Below are 20,570 nucleotides of genomic sequence, written 5' to 3' on the forward strand. Positions count from 1 at the left end.
AGACAGCGGCGCGCAGCGGCGCCTGGAAAACATCAGGGGAGAACAAGGGCAGGGACATGGCGGCTCCCGGGTCCTATTGAGGACCCACGACCTTGACGGTGTTGATCGCCGATGCGGCAGCCGGTGTGGCGCCCCCCGGCACGAACAGGCGCAGCGCCCGCTGGCCGAGCGTGGCGGCGGCATCGAGCTGCACCGTCACGGTCAGCAATTCACCCAGCGCGTCCTGCGACCACTCGGGCGCCGAGACCTCGGCCACGCCGTCGGCCGGCTCCAGGCCGACGCGGGCCACACCCTGCAGCGCGGTGCCGCGCACCGTGAGGCGCACCGCCTTGCCCTGCTCCAGCACGATGGGCGAGACCGAACTCATGCTCGGCAGCCGCCCGATGCCGAACACCGGCGTTTCGGGCAGGACAAAGGTCAGCGTCCCGCCAGCCGTCAGCAATTGCAGGCGGCGCTGCACCAGCGGCGCGTCCGGAGCGACCGACAGCGGAATGCGCAGGCGACGGCCCTGGTCCTCGACCACCGGAGTGCCGAACAGCAGGCCCGTGGGCGGCAGCGCGGCCGCCGCGGTGACGGCGTCCAGCCCGCTGCCGGTGACGACGACCTCGCCCGACGCGCCCTGCAGCCAGCCGTCCGGCGTCATCGAGCGGACCACCTCGCCCACGACCAGTCCCACCCGTGTGCTCGTACCCGTCCGGGGGGTGGTGACCGGCTCCTGCTGGAGCGGGATCACCACGCCAACCGACGTCGCCATCACCTGGGTTGCGACCGGGTCCTGCGTGGCCACCCGGCCGACCAGCACGCCCACTTGCGGCGCCACCAGTGCGCTGTAGGTCGGGCCCGCCTGCTTGGCGATGCGCAGCGTGTTGGCGGGTGTGGCCGCGGGGCTCGATTCGCCGGCAGCAGTGGCGACGATCACCGTGCGGGTGGACGAGGGCGCCGCACCGCCCACGCTTGCCGTGAAGCTCAGCACCGTGTTGTCGGCGCTTGACTCGAAGGGGCCGGACACGGACACGCCGTCGGCCGGCACCAGCCGGACGCCGACCACGTTGCCCAGGTTGCGACCGCGCAGCGTCACCTTGGCCGAGGCCTGGCCGGCCAGCAGCACCTGCGGCTCGACCGAGTCCAGCTCGGGCACCGGCGCCGAGACGAGGAAGCTGCCGTCGCTGGCGCGGGCGAAGGCCACCGGCCCGGCCGCGCTGTTCAACACCAGGCGGCGCAAGCCCAGCTCGGCCGCGGCATCAACCTTCACGACGAACCGCAGCAACGTGCCTTCGTCATTGATGCTCGGCGAGCCTTCGATCGTGAGGCCAGTGGCCGGCTGCAAGGCCACCGAGGTGATCCCGCGCAGGCCCACGCCCCGCACCTCGACCGTCACCGAGGTGCCGATCACCGCGCTGGTCGGCGCGACTTCCGCCACGCCCACGCCGCGCAGCACACCCACCAGCACCGTGTGCTGCGCCATTGACTGGGGCTCGGGCGGCCGGGTGGCCTGCCCGACGACCACTCCCACCAGGCGGGAGGCAACCGGCGTGACGGTTTCACGCAGCGCACTGACGATGCGCAGGCGGTTGGCCTCGCTGCCCTCGGCCGTGCTCTGCCCCGCTGGCGTGGCCACGCGCACCAGCCGCACGCCGGTGGGCGCACCAGGCAGCACCTGCAGGGAGGCGGTCAGCTCGGTGCCATCGGCGTTCACCTGGGGCTGGGCGTCCAGCACCAGGCCATCGGCCGGTTGCAGGCTGGACAGGCCCTGGTGCAGGTGCTGGCCGCGCACCACCAGGCGCACGGTCGAGCCGGGGACCGCATCGATGGGCGCCACCGATACGATGGTCGGCAGGCCGGACATCAGCTGCACCATCGACTGGGCCGGATCGGAGAAGGCCAGCAGCGCGCCAGCGGCGTCCCTCACCTCGATGCGCTTGGCGCCGGTGGGTGCGTCGGCCGCCGCGGACACCGTGAACTGCAGCTGCGAACCGTCCGGCGACACCACCGGGCTGTCCAGCGTCAGGCCGGCGGATGGCACCAGGGCGACACGAGCGCCGGCCGGAATGCCACGCCCGCTCACCGTGAAGCTGGCACGACTGCCCAACGCCCAGCCACGCGGCGCGCTGCCGGTCAGCACCGCGCCCACCGAGACGCCCACGCTCGAATGCGTGACGGTCACCGGCGAGGTGGAGACCACACCACCACCTTCGACGAACACGCCGACAGGACGGGCGAAACTCGTGCTGGCGCCGCGGAAATCGGTGGTGATGAACACCGGCACACTGATGCGCGCCAGCGTCTCGGACTCGCCCGTGAGCGTGACCGAGCCGGCCAGCTTGGACACGATGGTCAACTTGCCACTCGTCTGGCCCGCTGCAATGGTGAGGCGGCTGGGTTCGACGCTGGCCTTGCCGGGGTCGGAGGTCGAGAAGACCAGCGTGTGGTCACGGTAGTCGGCCTTCGAGAAGCGCACCGTGATTTGCCGCGGCTTGCCGTCTGGCGGCAGCGCGATGGGATTGGGCTCGATGTTGACGGTCGGCGGCACCGGTGCCTCCACCGTCAGCAACTCGCTGTTGGAGGTGAGGTACTGCCCCGGGCTGCGGGGATCGGGCGACCGCACCTGCGCACGCAAGGTGCCCGGAGCGCTCTGGCTCGGAACGGTGGCGCGCAGTTCGGCAGCGCTGACGTACTCGGTGGGCACGACCGTGGCATCCAGCAGCACCTGGGATTGCGAACCGAAGTTGCGGCCTTGCACCGACAAGCGGGTCAGCCCGGCACCGGCCAGGATGGAGTTGGGGCTCAGCGCCGTCACCACCGGCAAGGGTGGCGTGACGGTCAGCGCCTTGTCGAGCGTCACCTCCCCCGCGTCGGTTTGCAGCCGCAAGCCGGCCGTGCCCAGTGGCGCGGCCGCATCGACCTTCAACTGGAAGTGCACCTGGCTGGCAGAGCCCCCGGAGAAGGGCGTCAGCGCCAGCCCGGCCTGGTCGAAACTGGCGGCGCCCGCGCCCTGCAGGCGACTGCCGGAGACCGACAGCGTCACCGTCTGGCCCTGCTCCACGCTGGCGGGGCTGATACCGCTGATGACCGGCGAGGCGCCCACCGAGACGGTGCCGGACGCCACCACGTAAGGAATGCCGCGCAGGCCCCACTTCACGGTGCCGGTGATGTCGCCGGCCGGCACCGCGATGCCGTTGAGGCTGTTGTCACTGGCCTGGTTGCCGATGCCGCTCGGCGAAGCGGCCAGGTCGACAGTGATGGCCGCCCCCTGCTGGTGGCGGATCGCCAGGTGGTTGAAGACCGGCGAGGCACCCAGCACCACCAGGCCGCGGCCATGCTCGAACACCACATGGTCGAGCCGCGATGCCGACGCGCCGCTGGTGAACACCCACTGCCCCCAGTCACCCGGCGCGGCCGGCTGGCCCAGGCGCGTCTTGTCCGACAGCACGCGGATCGGCGCCGCCGCGGTCCCCGTGGCCCGCACGGCACCCGCCTGCACTTCCAGCTGGCTGCCTGCGCCCATGTAGAGCACCACGCCGGCGTCGATGGACAGCGTCGCGCCGCCCTGCACCGACACCGGCCCCTCCAGCAGGTAGGGACTGCCTTCCAGGCTCCATCGGGTGTGGACCTGTATGGCCCCCGAGACGCGCGTCTGCGCCGCTGCGTGCGGCACGGCAAGCAGCATCAGCAGCAGCACCACGAGAGCGGCCACACACCGCCCTGCGCCGGCCACGACCATCGCTGGGTGAAGAACAGGCGTCCGCGGGAACGCCACACGCGCACACGACCACATCAACCGGGCTCCCGGTGGGTTGGCAAGAGGGAAGGCAGGAGGCAGGACGGGGCCGCTCAACCGAGCGACGCCGCTACCTCATCCCGCGGATGGAGATGCAAGTGCCGGAAACAGGCGACGCGGCATTCGCGCCGGCCCCTGTTCGGCGGCAGGGAGATGCGTGCAGCACGCGGCCATGGATGCCAGAAGCACTGACATCCTTTGCACAGCCATGGGCCGTGCGCCTCGGGGCGATTTCTGGCGCGATGGGTTTGGCACGTTTCCTCACCTATTTTTCTTGGCTCGGCGAACTGTATCCAAACTCGCCCCTCTCCCGCCCCCACGAACAAGGGATTGCTCCTGCTTCCACGGGAGCGATGCCTCCAACGAGGCACAAAACCGGGAATTGATCACGAATGGCAGGGAACTTCGTGGGAAATGGGCCATTCGCCCTTTGGTGCGGTGCGGTGCGGTGCGGTGCGGTGCGGTGCGGTGCCTGCATGAACTCCGGCTGGGAGGGCCGCTTGGATGTCGGCCCGATGTCGGACGATCGGGACTCGCAGGGCAGGTCACTCCCCTTGCGGGAGCGCCAGTCAGCCAGGCCGCCACGCAGCGATCCCGCGTTGCCCTTCTTGTTCCGCCAGTGCTGCCGTGTCGCACGGACCACGCGAAACGCGCCGATCACGCACCTCGTTCGGACGCCGGCGACTCATGGAGGGTGGATGCCCAAGGGGCGGCGGGATGGCTCACCGAAAGCAGAGCAGCCACAGGCAGCAACGCGCAGTCACGCGATGCCGACGGGGCTGCCATGGGGACCGACAGGGGGCCCCCACGGCGTCCTTGATGGATCACGCCGCCGGACGCTGCGGCCGGCGTTAGCGGCGCAGGCCCGGCGGTGGCTCATCGCCAGCCGGAGCGAGTCGCTCTGTAGAGGGTCTCCGCCACCCGCCCGCGGCTCGAGCACGCGCTGCCCTCTGGTTCTGCGCGTGGCCGGTGCCCGTCCGACACGGCCCGGGCCCTGCAACATGACGGTGGCTCGACCGCTCAGGCCGTGGCCTCGGACAGCTGGAACACCGACACCATGCGCGCCAGTTCCGCCGCCTGGTGCTTGAGGCTTTCAGCGGCTGCAGCGCTCTCTTCGACCAGCGCCGCATTCTGCTGGGTGACCTGGTCGAGCTGGTTGACCGCATCACCGATCTGGCCGATGCCGCTGCTCTGCTCCACGGTGGCCGAGCCGATTTCCTCGATCAAGTCGTTGACGCGCTTGACCTGCCTGACGATGTTGGTGATCGACTCGCCCGCTTCGTTGACGAGCCTCGAGCCACTTTCCACCTTGGTCACGCTGTCACCGATCAGCACCTTGATTTCCTTGGCCGCCTGGGCCGACCGCTGCGCCAGGCTGCGCACCTCGCCGGCCACGACCGCGAAGCCCCGGCCCTGCTCGCCAGCGCGTGCGGCTTCCACGGCGGCATTGAGGGCCAGGATGTTGGTCTGGAAGGCAATGCCGTCGATCACGCCGATGATGTCGGCGATCTTGTGCGAGGCCTGCGTGATGTCGTTCATCGTGACCACCACCTGCCCCACCACCCGGCCTCCTTCGGCCGCGGCTTCGGTGGCGCCGTGGGCCAGCTGGGTTGCTTCGCGCGCGGTGTCGGCGTTCTGCTTGACCGTTGCGGTCAACTGCTCCATCGAGGCTGCGGTCTGCTGCAGGTTGCTGGCCTGCTCTTCAGTGCGCTGGCTCAAGTCCTGGTTGCCAATGGCAATCTGGGTGGAACCGGTCGCAATGCTGTCGGAGCTGTTGCGGACTCGCGAGACGATGCCGACCAGGCTCTCGTTCATTCGCTTGAGTGCGGCCAGCAGCTGGCCGGTCTCGTCGGAGGTGGTCGCTTCGATGCGCTGCGTCAGGTCACCCTGGGCGACACGCTCGGTGATGCGCACGGCCGTCGACAGCGGGCCGACGATGGAGCGCACCAGCCACACGCCAAAGCCCAGCGCCACCAGCAGGCCGGCGATGACGGCGGCGGTGCATGAATTGCGCACCAGCTCATAGCGGGACTGCGCCTGGGCACGCAGGGTAGCCGCCTCTCGCAGCTGCAGGCTGATGAGGTGGTCACCGGCTTCCCGCGTCGGCGTGAACATCGCTGTCACCGGCCCCAGCATCAGTTCCGTCGCCTTGGCGGTATCGCCGCTTCGCAATGCGGCCACAGTCGGCTGCACGCCTTCCTGGAGCATCTTCTGCCGTGCCGCCTCGAACTCACTTGCCTGGGCTTTCTCTTCCGGCGTGAGGTAGGTGGCCATGTACTCCTTCCACACCCGGGCGATGACAGTGTCGTTCTCCTCCACCGCGCTCAGGTGCGCGGCCACCTTGTCGGCCGGCAACACGAGCGCCTGCGACAGCAGGGTCTGATTGCGGTTCAACAGGCGGATGACGCGGTCCAGCTGACCCAATGCAACGAGCCGGTCGTCGTACATGCTCGCCATCAAGGTATTGGCCTCGCGGAGGCTGAAGATGCCGATGAGGGCACCCGTGGCCAGCTGAAGGGCGAGGAAAGACAGCACAAAGACGAGCCGTGCTTTGATGGAAAGGTTCTTGACCAAGATCGTTGTTCCTGTCTCGATGGCGGGGCTGCTCTCTGGCCGCGCCGGGCTTGCCATGGCCCCAAAGAGGGCCGCAACGACACGAGCTGGGGCACGCGAGCTCAGGTAATTTCGGCCGCGGGCCGGCCAGCTTGAGCACGATCGCCCGGTAGGAATGCACACTTCGCACGGTGCTGACCAAGGACCTCGCACGGCCGCCGGCCGCTCTTGCCTGAGGGCCGGCGCCCTCTGCGCCCGGCAGCGGCACTGTCGCCGTCCGCGGCGGCGCCGCCCGCAACACCCTGGGCCGCCACGGGGGCCCCGATCGTTCAGCGCGTTTTCCGCCTCGCCCCCGGCGCGGCAGACCCGGCCTGTGGCAGCGGCCGCGCCCGGAACGCCTCGGTGATGAAGTCGACGAATGCCCGCGTCTTGGCCGGCAGCAGCTTCTGGCTGGTGAAGTAGAGCGAGACGGGCCCGAGATCGGCGTCCCAGTCCGGAAGCAGCCGCTCCAGCTCGCCGCCCTGCAGGTACGGCATCGCATGGGGCACGGCCACCAGGCCGACGCCCAGCCCCAGCACTGTCGCGCGGCAAAGCGCCACCGGGTCGTTGACCGTCAGCACCGGCTTCTGCACCGCAGCCATCTTCGCCCCGGCCGCGTTGCGCAGCAGCCGCGGCTGCACCCGGCCGCTCAGCGGCGAGCGCATCACCACGCCGGCCAGCTGGGCCAGCCCGGCGGGGCCGGGTGGTGAAGGCCTTCGGCCACCTGGCGGCGGAGGTTCTGGCCGCCGACCCGCGGGCCGACGGTGGCCGGCGCGCCTTGTTCTTGTCGGGGGCGGATGCGCAGGCCAAGCGCACTGTCAGCGAGCTGATTACGCGCCTGGGCTTCGCGCCGATCGACCTGGGCGGCGTGCAGGAAGGCCGGCTCACTCAGTTTCCCGGCGGCCCGCTGGCCGTATTGAATCTGGTGAACGTCGGCTGAGGCACTGACGACCTCTTCGCGCATCAGCGGCGATGGGTGGGCTGGCGGCGCCGCACGTGGTGCGGCCGCAGCATTTGCTGTCGATCTGCAATATCTACCTTCACCGGTGGAGCGCATGTCGAATATATGCACTTTCTATTTCGCAAAGCCAACCCGGCGGACGACCGAGGCCTTCCGTGCATGGCTCGACAGGCCTTATCTGGCCGGCCAGCGTTTGGCGATCATCCCTGGCGCCTCGACCCGCGCCTGCTTAGAGCGGCTAACAAAACTCTTCTGGCGTCGTTGCGCCGCCTTGCCGTACCGGTCGTACTGTCTGCGGCGGCGCGCCTAGCCAGAACCGCTGCGCTGAGTTTTGTTAGCCGCTCTTAATATTTCCTGAACGGCCTTAGGCGAGCGCTGGATTCTCCAAGCAGCAGCGTCGAGTACCCGCGACCTGAATCGGTGCCGGCTTATCCCGGCACGCTGGCCCGGCAGCAGCGGCCGCTATTGCGCCGCCATCGGTTTCGCTGCCGGGCTGCACCCGGCGGCAAGTCCGCCTCACCCGCTCTCCATTCCATCGCCACCGGCAAGCAGCGTTGATTGCCGGCGCGCGATCGCCGGTGTCTTCACTCGCCGCCAGAGTGCCGTGCGATCAGGCAGACCTTTTCCTCGCCGTCGGAGCGGTTTTCTCCCATGTCATCGAAAAAGGCCGGGCGACGTGCTTTGGCCGGCCCACGCCTTTTCCGCTTGATTTGCCAATTTGAAGCGTCGAGCGGGTCGCCTCCTATATCGCACCCAAACCGACCGTCAAGACCAACACGCGATACGCCGGATTAGTTCAGCCCCAAGAATGGCAAAACTAATTCAACACGCGGGCCCCGCACCTGCCCCGCGCGCTCAAATAGCACAACCCACCTGACTGCTTTCTTATCGAAGCCAGGATCCCTGTCATCTCATCCACCTGCCTGATGGACCAACTGTTTGATGCTGCTGCTTTTCAGTACCGTTAGATCCGGCAGTGAATTCATTCCTTAATCACTTGAGGAACACATTTGTCGAGTTGCTAAGAACATAAGCAATTCGTCTTTCCACACGGACCCAAGCCATGCGATTGCAGGACACCCCGACCGTCGCCAAGGGCACGGTTTCCCCGACCGACGAGCCCGCAGGCTCGATCCCCCTCCCCGATGCGGGTCCGGTCACCGTGGCGCCACCCGGCCCGGCTGAACTCGATGCCTCCCGCCGCCACCTCCGCCGGGCCGCCTACCCGCTGCTGCTCATGGCCTGCTGCGGCACCACAGTGCTGGCAGAGGCCTGGCGGCTGGACCGCGGGACGGTCAGCTTCGCCTTCCTGCTCGCCACCATCGGCTACCTGGCGCTGCTGGAGCGGTTCATTCCCTACGACAGGAGCTGGCACCCCACCGCACGCGAATGGGGCCACTACGGCATCTACTTCCTGCTGACCGTGGTGGGCGGTGCGATGGCCCAGGCCGTGCTGCTGGCGGTCTTCAGCGGCGAAGGGCCTGAGCACGGCAGGTTGCCGCTGCCCCTGGAACTGCTGCTGGCCCTGCTTGCCGGCTCCCTGGCGAGCTACTGGGTGCACCGGCTGGGCCATACCGTGCCGTGGCTGTGGCGGCTGCACGGGGTGCACCATGTGCCGCAGAAGGTGAACGTGGCCAACAACGGCGTCAACCACCTGGCCGACGTGCTGATCGCGCAGCTGGTGGTACAGGCCACGCTGTCGCTGCTCGGGCTGTCGCAGACGGCGCGCTTCGCGGTGGGACTGTTCGTCATCGCGCAGGGCTACTTCACGCACGCCAACATCGACGTCCGGCTCGGCCGCCTCAACCACCTGCTCGCCAGCCCCGAGCAGCACCGGCTGCACCACAGCACCGACCTCGATGAAGCCGGCCACTACGGCTCCGACCTGTCGATCTGGGACCGGCTCTTCGGCAGCTTCACCTGGCAGCCGCAACGCCGTCCCCGCGGCATCGGCCTGGCAGAGCCCGACTCGTTCCCCGCCACCGGGGCCATCGGAGCCACCCTGCTGCATCCCTGGCGCAAGCGCCGCCCCACCCGCCACTGAGCCCGAAGGAGCGATGCGTCTCGCACCGTGCGTGCGAGGCCCGCCTTCGCCCGACTTTCGGGCTCGCCCACCACCGCCCCCCGCATCACGACCCATTGACGGAAGGACCCCGAGCATGATCGACCCCAGCAACGCCGCGTCCGATGAACGAATCGCCATCATCGGCATGGGCTGCCGCTTTCCCGGCGACGCGTCGGACCCCCGTGCCTTCTGGCGCAACCTGATCGAAGGCCGCGACTGCATCACCGCCACACCGGCCGACCGCTACGACGTGACGACGCTGCGCAGCGCCGACAAGGCGAAGCCCGGCCGCCTGGTGGCCGGGCGCGGCGGCTACATCAGCGGCTTCGACGAGTTCGACCCGGCCTTCTTCGGCATCAGCCCCCGCGAGGCGGACTACATGGACCCGCAGCAGCGCAAGCTGCTGGAAGCGGCCTGGGAAGCACTCGAAGACGGCGGCCAGCATCCGCTGGAGCTGGCCGGCAAGGACGTCGGCGTGTTCGTGGGCGGCTTCACCCTGGACTACAAGATCGTCCAGTTCGCCGACCTCAGCTTCGAGACCCTGGCAGCCCACACGGCCACCGGCACGATGATGACGATGCTGTCGAACCGCATCTCGTACTGCTTCGACTTCCGCGGCCCGAGCATGTCGATCGACACGGCCTGCAGCTCCTCGCTGGTCTCGGTGCACCTGGCGTGCGCCAGCCTGCGCCGCGGCGAAAGCAGCCTGGCCCTGGCCGGTGGCGCGCTGCTGCACATGACGCCGCAGTACACCATGCCGAGACCAAGGGCGGCTTCCTGTCGGCGGAGGGCCAGTCGCGCACCTTCGACGCCAGCGCCAACGGCTATGTGCGCGCGGAAGGGGTGGGCCTGGTGGTGCTCAAGCGCCTGAGCGACGCACTGCGCGACGGTGACCCGATCTATGCCGTGATCATCGGCAGCGGGGCCAACCAGGACGGCCGCACCAATGGCATCACGGTGCCCAACCCCGATGCGCAGGTGCGCCTGATCGAGCGGGTCTGTGCCGAGGCGGGCGTGCTGCCCGGCAGCCTGCAGTACATGGAAGCGCACGGCACGTCCACGCCGGTCGGCGACCCGATAGAGGCCAAGGCGCTCGGGCGGGCGCTGTCCATCGGCCGGCAGCCGGGCGCCAAGTGCTATGTGGGCTCGGTCAAGACGAACATCGGCCATACCGAGGCGGCCGCTGGCGTGGCCGGCCTGATCAAGACGGCGCTGAGCCTGAAGTACCGGAAGATCCCGCCCCACATCAACCTGCAGCAGCTCAACCCGAGCATCGATCCGGCCTCGCTGCCGTACGAGATTCCCACCCAGCCGACCGACTGGCCGGCCCATGAAGGGCCGGCGCGTGCGGCCGTCAACTCCTTCGGATTCGGCGGGACCAACGCGCATGTGCTGCTCGAAGAAGCGCCCGCGACGGCGGAGCCGGCGCCTGCCGGGCCCGGGCAAGCCGCCCGGCCCGACTGGCGCGTGCTGCCCTTGACGGCGCGCGACACGGCGGCCTTTGCCGCGATGGTGGCCGGCATCCGCGATGAACTGGCCCGCAGCGGTGAGGCGGAGGTCTCGCTCGACGACCTGGGCTACACCCTGGCGCATCGGCGCCAGCACCTGGAGTCGCGGCTGTCCTTCGTCTATCGCGACCGCGAGGACCTGCAGCAGCGCCTGTCCGGCTTCCTGCAGGGCGAGTCGCACGCGCACGTCGTTGGCGGCCAGCGCCGCGAGGGCGAGCGGCAGCGCCTGGCGTGGGTCTTCACCGGCATGGGGCCGCAATGGTGGGCGATGGGCCGCCAGCTGTTCGAGGCCGAGCCGGTCTACCGCGAGGTGATCGAGCGCTGCGACCGCGAGATCATGCGCCAGGCCGGCTGGTCGCTGATCGAGGGCCTGCAAGCCGGCGAAGCCGAGTCGCAGATGAGCGAGACCTGGCTCGCCCAGCCGGCCAACTTCGCGGTGCAGATCGGGCTGGCAGCGCTGTGGCGATCGCACGGCGTGCAGCCGGACGCGATCGTCGGCCACAGCACCGGCGAGGTCGCCGCCTTCTACGAAGCGGGCGTCTACACGCTGGAGCAGGCAGTCATGGTGGTGCTGCACCGCAGCCGCCTGCAGCAGAAGCTGGTGGACACCGGCGGCATGCTGGCGGTCGGCCTCACAGAGGCCGACGCACTGCAGCGCCTGCAGCCTTATGGCAGCCGGCTGTCGGTGGCGGCCATCAACAGTCCCACGGCCCTGACCCTGGCGGGCGACGAGGACGCGCTCGAACAGATCGCCGCCGAGCTGCGCGAGGAGCGCCTCTTCGCCAAGCGGCTGGCGGTGCGGGTGCCGTACCACAGCGCCCGGATGGAGCTGATCAAGGACGAGCTGCTCGCCGCGCTTGCCGAGCTGGCGCCCCGCCCGGCGCAGGTGCCGCTGTACACCACCGGCCAGCCGGGCCGGGCCGAGGGCAGCGAGCTCGATGCGCACTACTGGTGGCTCAACGTGCGCAACAGCGTCGGCTTCCGTTCGGCGGTGGACCGGATGCTGGACGACGGCCACGACCTGTTCCTGGAGATCGGCCCGCATCCGGTGCTGGGCCACTCCATCCAGGAGTGCTTCGCGGCCCGCCAGGCGAAGGCGACCACCGTCCCCTCGATCCGCAGGCAGGAGAACGAGCAGGCCCGCTTCACCGCCTCGCTGGCCGCGCTGCACGGCTGCGGCGTGGCGATCGACTGGCGGCGCCAGTATCCGGCCGGCCGGCCGGTGCCGCTGCCCTGCTATGCCTGGAAACGCGACCGCTACTGGGTGGCGCCGCAGCCGGTGGAACAGATCCGCCTCGGCCAGCTGGATCACCCGCTGCTCGGTCGCCGGATGGCCCATGCCGAGCCGACCTGGGAAGCCCGGCTGGACGCCGAGCAACTGCCCTACCTGCGTGACCACCGCATCCAGGGCAATGTGCTGTTTCCCGCCGCCGGCTACCTCGAGATGGCGTTGCAGGCGCTCAGGGCCATGACCGGCGGAAGCGCAGCCGCCATCGCCGACGTCGAGTTTCGCAAGGCGCTGTTCCTGCCCGAGCAGGAGGCCAAGGCGGTGCAGTTCTCCTTCTCCTCGGACGGCGCGAGCTTCAATGTGGCCACCCTGCCGGCGGCCGGCCAGGAGCGCACGGTGCATGCCACCGGCTGCGTGCGCGCCGGGCAGTACAGCCTGCGCCTGCCGCCGCTCGACCTGCCGGCCCTGCAGGCCGGCGCGCTGCGCCACCTGGACCGGGCGGCCTGCTACGACGCGCTGGGCACGCTGGGCTACCACTATGGCCCGGGCTTCCAGGGCATCGAGCAGGTGTGGATCTCGGCCGACCAGGCGCTGGCCCGCATCCGGCCCACCGACCTCCTGGGCCGGTCGGCCGCTGGCCACCACTTCCATCCGGTGCTGCTGGACGCCTGCTTCCAGGCCCTGCTGACGCCACAGATCCTGCAGCAGGAGGCGCAGCCTGGCACCACCGGCATTCGCCTGCCGCTGTCGCTCGAGCTGCTGCGCACCGAGCCCATCGGCGACCAGCCGCTATGGGTGCATGCCAGCGTCACCACCGGCGGGGAGGACGAGCTGCTCGGCCACCTTGCCCTCTATGCCGACGACGGCCGGCCGCTGGGCCAGGTGGTGGGATTGCGCGCGGCCAATATCGAGAAGGCCGCTGCCAAGGTGAGCCTGGCCACCATCGACCAGTGGCTGGCCGACCTGCGCTGGATCGAGCTGCCGTCCGCCGAAGACACCCAGGCGCCGGCTGGCAGCGAGGCCACCGCGGCCCCTTCGCCGGCCCAGTCCGGCCCGCAGCGCCTGCTGGTGTTCGCCGACACCACGGGCCTGGGCGACGCGCTGGCCGCTGAGGCGCGTGCGGCCGGCGCCCGGGTGCACCTGGTGCGCGCGGGTGCTGCCTATGAGCTGGCCCGGTCGCATGACGAGGCGACCGTGGAGCCGGGCAACGCCGAGCACTTGCGGCGCCTGCTGGCCGACCTGGCCGCTGCCGATGGCCCGCCGCCCGACACGCTGGTGCACCTCTGGAACCTCGACCTGCCGGCGCTGGACGCGAGCGAGCCGGCGCAGCTGGCGCGGCTTCGCACGCTGGGCAGCCAGTCGCTGGTCGCCCTCGGCCAGGCCCTGCTGGCCCAGCCGCTGCCGGCGCGGCTGCACGTCGTCACGCGCGGCACCCAGGCGGTGGCCGCCGGCGATCCGGTGGAGCCGCTGGGCGCGCCGGCCTGGGGCGTCGGCCGGGTGCTGTGGTACCAGGAGCTGATGGCGCAACGCGGCAAGCTGATCGACCTCGACCCGGCCAGCGGCCCCTGGTCCGGGCAACGGCCGGCGGAAGCCCTGGCCCTGCTCGAGGAACTGCGCCGGCATGACGAGGACGAAGTGGCGCTGCGCAATGGCCGCCGCTACAGCAGCCGCTTGCAGCCGGCTGCCGGACTGACCCGGCCGCTGCCGCTGCGGCTGCGCAGCGACGGCTGCTACCTGGTCACCGGCGCCTTCGGTGCCCTGGGCCGGCTGCTGTGCCGCACGCTGGTGCGCCGCGGTGCGCGCAAGCTGGTGCTGGTGGGCCGCAGCCGCCTGCCCGAGCGCAGCCAGTGGCGGCAACTCGACCCGCACACCCCCACCGGCCGCCAAGTGCAGTTCGTCAAGGAGCTGGAGCGGCTGGGCGCGCAGGCCCTGCTGGCGCCGCTGGACATCACCGACGAAGCGGCGTTGCAGGCCTGGCTGGCCGATTTCCGCAGCCAGGGACTGCCGCCGATCCGCGGCGTCTTCCACCTCGCCGGCCAGGTCAACGACACCTTGCTGGCCGAGATGGACGAGCCGACCTTCGCCCGGGTGCACGACCCCAAGGTGGCCGGCGCCTGGCTGCTGCACCGCCACCTGGCCGACGAGCCGATCGAGCACTTCGTGCTGTTCGCCTCGATCGCCTCGCTGCTCACCACCGCCGGGCAAACCAACTATGCGGCGGGCAATGCCTTCCTCGATGCGCTGGCGCACCATCGCCGCGCCCGTGGCCTGCCGGCCCTCAGCCTGGACTGGGGCCCCTGGGCCACCGGCATGATCGAGGAGCTGGGCCTGATCGATCACTACCGGCACAGCCGCGGCATGAGCTCGCTGTCGCCGGAGGCCGGCATGGACGTGCTCGAGCGGGTGATCGGGCAGGACCGGGCGCAGCTGCTCGTGGCCACGGTGGTGGACTGGCCGCTGTTCCTGTCGTGGTACGCCTCACCGCCCCCGCTGGTGAGCGAGCTGGCCGCACGCGACGCCGCCACCGCGCAGGCCGACAGCGGCAGCTTCCTGGAGGCCTTCCGCGATGCCGGCCCGGCCGGCCGCCGCACGCTGCTGGCCGAGCGCTTCAGCGCCGTGGCGGCTCAGGTGCTCAAGGTGAAGGTGGAGCAGGTCGAGCCGGGCACCAGCCTCAACACCCTGGGCCTCGACTCGCTGCTGGCCATGGAGTTGCGGGCGCGCGTGCACACCGAGCTGAAGTACGCGCTGCCGATGGTGACCCTGCTGAGCAATGCGGCCGTCGACGAGCTGATCGACCAGCTGCACGACGGCCTGAGCGAGCTGATCGCGGCCGACGACGGCGGCAGCGCCAGCGGCGAGGCAGCGCCGCTCCATGAGGACGAAGCGGCCTATCCGCTGACGCAGAACCAGAAGGCGCTGTGGTTCCTGAAGCAGCTCGATCCGGAGGGCTTCGCCTACAACATCGGCGGCGCGGTGGAGGTACGCACCGTGCTGCAGCCGCAGCTGATGTTCGAGGCGGTGCGACAGCTGGTGGCCCGCCACCCCAGCCTGCGGGCCCACTTCGTGATGGAAGACGGGCAGGCGCTGCAGCGCATCGCGCCCGAGGGCCAGCTCGATGTCGCGCTGCACGACGTGCAGGACCGCAGCTGGGACGAGATCTACCAGGCCATCATCCACGAGTACCGCAAGCCCTACGACCTGGCGCACGACGCGCTGATCCGCTTCCGGCTGTTCAAGCGCGGCGAGGACCGCTGGATCATCATGAAGGCGGTCCACCACATCATCTCGGACGCCATCTCGACCTTCACCTTCATCGAGGAGCTGCTGGCGATCTACGACGGCCTGCGGCGCGGCGAGCCGGCCGCCCTGCCGCCGGTGGGCGCCCGCTACCTCGACTTCCTGAACTGGCAGAACCAGTTGCTGGCCGGCCCGCAGGCGCAGCGCATGCTGGGCTACTGGAAGAGCCACCTGCCGGCCGAGGTGCCCATCCTCAACCTGCCCACCGACAAGCCCCGGCCGGTGGTGCAGACCCACAACGGCGCCTCCGAGTTCTTCGTGCTCGACGCGGAGTTGAGCGCCCGCATCCACCGCCTGGCCGGCGAGCACAGCGCCACCGTGTTCATGGTGCTGATGAGCGCCTACTACCTGCTGCTGCAGCGCTACACCGGCCAGAGCGACCTGATCGTCGGCAGCCCGGTGACCGGCCGCACCGAGCGCCAGTTCGCGTCGGTCTATGGCTACTTCGTGAACCCGCTGCCCTTGCACGTCGACCTGAGCCAGACGCCCACGGTGGCGGAACTGCTGGCGCAGGTGCAGCGCACCGTGCTGAACGGCCTGGACAACCAGGAGTACCCCTTCGTGCTGCTGGTGGAAAAGCTCGGGCTGAAGCACGACGCCAGCCGTTCGGCGGTGTTCCAGACCATGTTCATCCTGCTGTCGCACAAGGTCGCCACCGAGAAGTACGGCTTCCGGCTGGAGTACATCGAGCTGCCGGAGGAAGAAGGCCAGTTCGACCTGACCCTGTCGGTCTACGAGGACGAAGCCGAAGGCCGCTTCCACTGCGTCTTCAAGTACAACACCGACCTGTTCCTGCCCGAGACCGTGCAGCGCGTGGCATCGCACTACACGGGCCTGCTGGAGGCGCTGACGCAGGCACCGGCGCAGCAGCCGATCGCCCAGCTCGACATGCTGGGCGCCGAGGAAAGCCGTCGGATTCTCGACCAGTGGAGCGGCGCCGGCGAGCGCGTGGCTGCCGAGCTGCCGGTGCCCGCGCTGGTCAGCCGCGTCGCGGCACAGCGGCCGAGCGCTGTGGCCGTCTCGGCGCCGCGCCCGGGGGGGCCGAGTGAGCGCCTCAGCTATGGCGAGCTGGAGCGCCGCTCCAACCAGCTGGCGCACCGGCTGCGCGCCTTGGGCGTTGAACGCGGCAGCATCGTCGGCCTGTGCATGCAGAAATCGCCCCGGCTGATCGTTGCGCTGCTGGCGGTACTGAAGGCAGGCGGCGCCTACCTGCCACTGGACCCCAACTATCCGGACGAGCGCCTCGTCTACATGGCCGAGCACGCCGGGGCGGGCCTCGTGCTGATCGACGAAGGCGGTGGTGCCGGCCTGGCGGGCTGGGCCGGCGAGCGGCTGTCGCTGGCCGACCCGCGGCTCGCGCTCGATGCCGGCACGCCGGCCAGCGTGCCGGCACCGGCCCCTGCCCTGGACGACCTGGCCTATGTGATCTACACCTCCGGCTCGACCGGGCGGCCGAAGGCGGTGCAGGTGACGCACGGCAACCTGGCCTCGGCGCAGGCGGCCTGGCACCAGGCCTACCGGCTCGGCAGCGAGGTGCACGCGCACCTGCAGATGGCCAGCTTCTCGTTCGACGTGTTCGCCGGCGACCTGGTGCGGGCCCTGTGCTCCGGCGGCAAGCTGGTGCTGGCCGGCCGCGACCTGCTGTTCGACACCGCCGCGCTGTACCGCACCATGACGGTGGAGGAAGTGGACTGCGCCGAGTTCGTCCCGGCCATCGCCCGAGCGCTGATGGACTTCTGCGAGCGCGAGCACAAGCGCCTGCCGATGCTGCGGCTGATGATCGTCGGCTCGGACGTCTGGAAGGTGGAGGAATACCGCCGGCTGCGCGCGCTGTGCGAGGCGCACACGCGGGTGGTGAATTCCTACGGCCTCAGCGAGGCCACCATCGACAGCACCTACTTCGAAGGTCCCACCGACGGGCTCGACCCCGGCCAGATGGTGCCGATCGGGCGGCCTTTCCCGAACAGCGCGCTCTACATCCTCGATGAGCAGGCGCGTCCGGTGCCCCCCGGCGTGCCGGGCGAGTTGTGGATCGGCGGCGCCGGTGTGGCGGCCGGCTACCTGGGCGACGAGCAGCAGACCGCCCGTCGCTTCGTCAGCCTGACGCTTGGCCGCGGCGACGCTGCCCGCCAGCTGCGCCTCTACCGCACCGGAGACCTGGCGCGCTGGAGCGCCGACGGCAGCGTGCAGCTGCTGGGCCGCGCCGACCGCCAGGTGAAGGTACGGGGGCACCGCATCGAGATCAGCGAGATCGAGGCCGGCCTGGCCGAGTGGCCCGCCGTCGCCCAGGCGGTGGTGGCCACCCGGCTCGACCCGGGCGGTGAACAGCAGCTGTGCGCCTACTGCGTGCCGAGCGAAGGGGCAACGCTGAACTGGTCGGAGCTGCGCGACCACCTGGCGGCCCGGCTGCCCGGCTTCATGGTGCCCGCCGGCTTCGTGCAGCTGCCGAGCCTGCCGCTGACGCCCAATGGCAAGGTGGACCTGGAGGCGCTGCCGGCACCGCAGTTCGGCGCCGCCGACACCGCGCTGGAGCCGCCGGTGACGCTCTACGAGCAGCGCGTCGCGGCGCACTGGGGCGCCCTGCTCGGGCTGCAGGCGGTGGGCCTGCAGCAGGACTTCTTCGAGATTGGCGGCAGCTCCATCAAGCTGATCGAGCTGATCTACCACCTGCAGACCGAGTTCAACATCGCCATTCCGGTGAGCGAGCTGTTCAAGCTGACCACGCTGCGCGGCATGGCGCGCACGGTGGAGCACATCATCACCGGCCGGATCTCCGGGGCACAACCCTACCTGCGCTTCAATGTCGGCCAGGGCGCCAGGATCTTCTGCTTCCCGCCGGCGGGCGGGCACGGCCTGGTGTACCGGGAGTTGTCGCTGCACCTGCAGGACTACGAGCTGGTGTCCTTCAACTACCTGGTGGGCGACGACAAGGTGGAACGCTACGCCGACCTGATCGAGTCGATCCAGGACACCGGGGTCTGCCGGCTGATGGGCTACTCGCTCGGCGGCAACCTGGCCTTCGAGGTGGCCAAGGAGCTGGAACGCCGTGGCCGGGACGTGCCGGACGTGGTGATCATGGACTCGTACCGCATCGCCGAGTCCTTCGATCCGGCCCTGGTGGACTTCGATGCCTTCGAGCGTGAGCTGGCCGACCACCTGCGCCGCCACACCGGCTCGGAGATCGTGGCCAACGAGACGCGGGAGCAGGCACGCGACTACATCGACTTCGTCAGCCGGCGCCCCAACCTCGGCATGGTGGCGGCCGCGGTGAACGTGATCTCGGACGAGGAGAAGGTCGGCTTCTACGCCGCCGGCGCCAAGGGCACCTGGCATGGCAGCTCCCGCACCGCCACCGCGGTGTTCTGCGGGTTCGGCAAGCACGCGGACATGCTGGGCAAGGAGCATGTGGGCCGCAACGCGGGGCTGACCCGCCGCATCCTGACCGGGGAGGCCGACCATGTCGCGTGAAGACCTTCCGCTCGACTGGTGCGAGCCCAGGCGCCCCGGCGCCGGCAAGCCGCGCGTCATCGTGATCGGCGCCGGCATCAGCGGCATGTCCACCGGCGTCTATGCGCAAATGAACGGCATGGACAGCCGCATCTACGAGTCCTACGTGATGCCGGGTGGTTGCTGCACCGGGTGGGTCCGCAAGGGCTACACCTTCGACTACTGCATCGAGTGGTTGATCGGCTCGGGGGCCGGCAATGCGGCGCACCAGGTGTGGCAGGAGCTGGGTGCGCTGGACGGCAAGACGGTGGTGAACTTCGAAATGTTCAACCGGGTGGTGGGCCCGGACGGCCGGGAGGTCACCTTCTACAACGACCCCGACCGGCTGGAGCAGCACCTGCTGGAGGTCTCGCCACAGGACGAGGCGCTGATCCGCAGCTTTTGCGCCGACGTGCGCCGCTTCGTCAAGCTGGAGATGTACCCGGTCCTCAAGCCCGACCCGCTGAAGACCTGGCGCGAGCGCCTGGGTGAATGGATGGGCATCCTGCCGTCCTTCCGGCTGTTCTGGCGCAGCGGCGCCATGCAGATGGACACCTTCGCCGACAAGTTCCGCGACCCGCTGCTGCGGCGCGCGATGCGCAACATCTTCTTCCAGGACCCGGGTTGTTTCCCGGTGCTGCCCTACCTCTACAACCTGGCCTGCGCACACAAGAACAACGCCGGCTTCCCGCAAGGCGGATCGCTGGCGCTGGCCCGTTCGGTGGAGGCACGCTACAAGTCGCTCGGCGGCAGGGTGCACTACCGCGCCCGTGTCGAGAAGGTGCTGGTGGAAGACGGCCGGGCGGTCGGCGTTGAGCTGAAGAACGGCACCCGGCACTACGCCGACTATGTCGTCTCTGCCTGCGACGGCCACACCACCATCTACAAGATGCTGCAGGGCCGCTATGTCAACGACACGGTGGAGAAGCTGTACAAGGACCTGCTGCTGCGCCCCGACATCCTCTACCCGGGCGTGGTGTCGGTCTTCCTCGGCGTGCAGGGCGAGTTCGACCGCAGCGAGCCGCACACCACCACCTACCTGTTGTCGGACAGCGAGCGCCAGCAGCTGCCCAGCGCACCGCAGGGCAGCCTGGTGGTGCAGCTGCGTTCGCACTACAGCGACAGCTTCACCCCACCGGGCCGCTCGGTCATCCACTGCACCTACTTCAGCGACTACGCCTACTGGCACCGGCTGCGCAGCGAGGACCGCAAGGAATACTGGGCCCAGAAGCGCCGGGTGGCCGACTTCGTGCGTGCCTACCTGGAGCGCCTCTACCCGGGCCTGAACGAGCGGGTGGAGGTGGTGAACGTCTCCTCGCCGGCCACCACGCAACGCTACACCGGCAACCACAACGGCAGCATCCTGGCCTGGAAGGCCTTCACCGAAGCCGAAGACCTGGCCAACAAGCTGCTCAACCAGGGCCGCATGCAGCTGCCAGGGCTGCAGCGCTTCTACATGGCCGGCCAGTGGATCGGCGGCGGCGGTCTGATTCGGGCCGCCTCCTCCGGGCGCTATGTCGTGCAGTACATCTGCGACGAGCAGGGGCGCGCCTTCCAGGCCTATCCCAGCCAGGGCGGCAAGGCCTGGCACGTCGGGCAGCTCGGGCTGCTGCACAGCGAAGAGCAGGCCGAGGCCTGAGCACTCACGCCGGGCC

General features: G+C 69.8%; 5 protein-coding genes and 2 pseudogenes. 4 read left to right on the top strand and 3 right to left on the bottom strand.

Translation table 11 applies throughout. The features are described 5' to 3' along the window. Nucleotides 1-73 precede the first annotated feature (73 nt). The 3 genes from N7L95_RS24590 to N7L95_RS24600 form a co-directional block, all read right to left on the bottom strand. The gene (locus tag N7L95_RS24590; protein WP_301260262.1) at nucleotides 74-3,694 is read right to left on the bottom strand and encodes an IPT/TIG domain-containing protein; all 3,621 of its coding nucleotides are present in this window, start codon (nucleotides 3,692-3,694) and stop codon (nucleotides 74-76) included. Between the two features lie 1,104 nt (nucleotides 3,695-4,798). Further along, the gene (locus tag N7L95_RS24595; protein ID WP_301260263.1) at nucleotides 4,799-6,352 is read right to left on the bottom strand and encodes a methyl-accepting chemotaxis protein; all 1,554 of its coding nucleotides are present in this window, start codon (nucleotides 6,350-6,352) and stop codon (nucleotides 4,799-4,801) included. Between the two features lie 308 nt (nucleotides 6,353-6,660). Next, nucleotides 6,661-7,035 (bottom strand): LysR substrate-binding domain-containing protein, encoded by a 375-nt coding sequence (locus tag N7L95_RS24600; RefSeq protein ID WP_363324889.1) that lies wholly within the window; start codon nucleotides 7,033-7,035, stop codon nucleotides 6,661-6,663. 35 nt (nucleotides 7,036-7,070) lie between these two features. Between N7L95_RS24600 and N7L95_RS24605 the strand changes: the two are divergent. From N7L95_RS24605 to N7L95_RS24620, 4 genes and pseudogenes are all read left to right on the top strand, one after another. Beyond that, nucleotides 7,071-7,310: pseudogene (locus N7L95_RS24605) on the top strand (NAD(P)-binding domain-containing protein); the annotation flags it as partial. 1,258 nt (nucleotides 7,311-8,568) lie between these two features. Continuing rightward, nucleotides 8,569-9,375, top strand: a complete 807-nt coding sequence (locus N7L95_RS24610; RefSeq protein WP_301260725.1) for a sterol desaturase family protein — start codon at nucleotides 8,569-8,571, stop codon at nucleotides 9,373-9,375. 115 nt (nucleotides 9,376-9,490) lie between these two features. Further along, nucleotides 9,491-18,897 (top strand): annotated as a pseudogene (locus tag N7L95_RS24615) (amino acid adenylation domain-containing protein). After that, on the top strand, nucleotides 18,887-20,554 hold the full coding sequence (locus tag N7L95_RS24620; RefSeq protein ID WP_301260264.1) for a phytoene desaturase family protein: 1,668 nt from the start codon (nucleotides 18,887-18,889) through the stop codon (nucleotides 20,552-20,554). The pseudogene N7L95_RS24615 and the gene N7L95_RS24620 overlap by 11 nt, the downstream one beginning before the upstream one ends. Nucleotides 20,555-20,570 lie beyond the last annotated feature (16 nt).

This window comes from Eleftheria terrae (assembly GCF_030419005.1).
Classification (GTDB): domain Bacteria; phylum Pseudomonadota; class Gammaproteobacteria; order Burkholderiales; family Burkholderiaceae_C; genus Caldimonas; species Caldimonas terrae.

What these genes read in the sequence shown, in the direction of transcription:
- N7L95_RS24600 (WP_363324889.1), bottom strand. Translation starts at nt 7,035, where the DNA reads ATGCGCTCGCCGCTGAGCGGCCGGGTGCAGCCGCGGCTGCTGCGCAAC.
- N7L95_RS24610 (WP_301260725.1), top strand. Translation starts at nt 8,569, where the DNA reads ATGGCCTGCTGCGGCACCACAGTGCTGGCAGAGGCCTGGCGGCTGGAC.
- N7L95_RS24620 (WP_301260264.1), top strand. Translation starts at nt 18,887, where the DNA reads ATGTCGCGTGAAGACCTTCCGCTCGACTGGTGCGAGCCCAGGCGCCCC.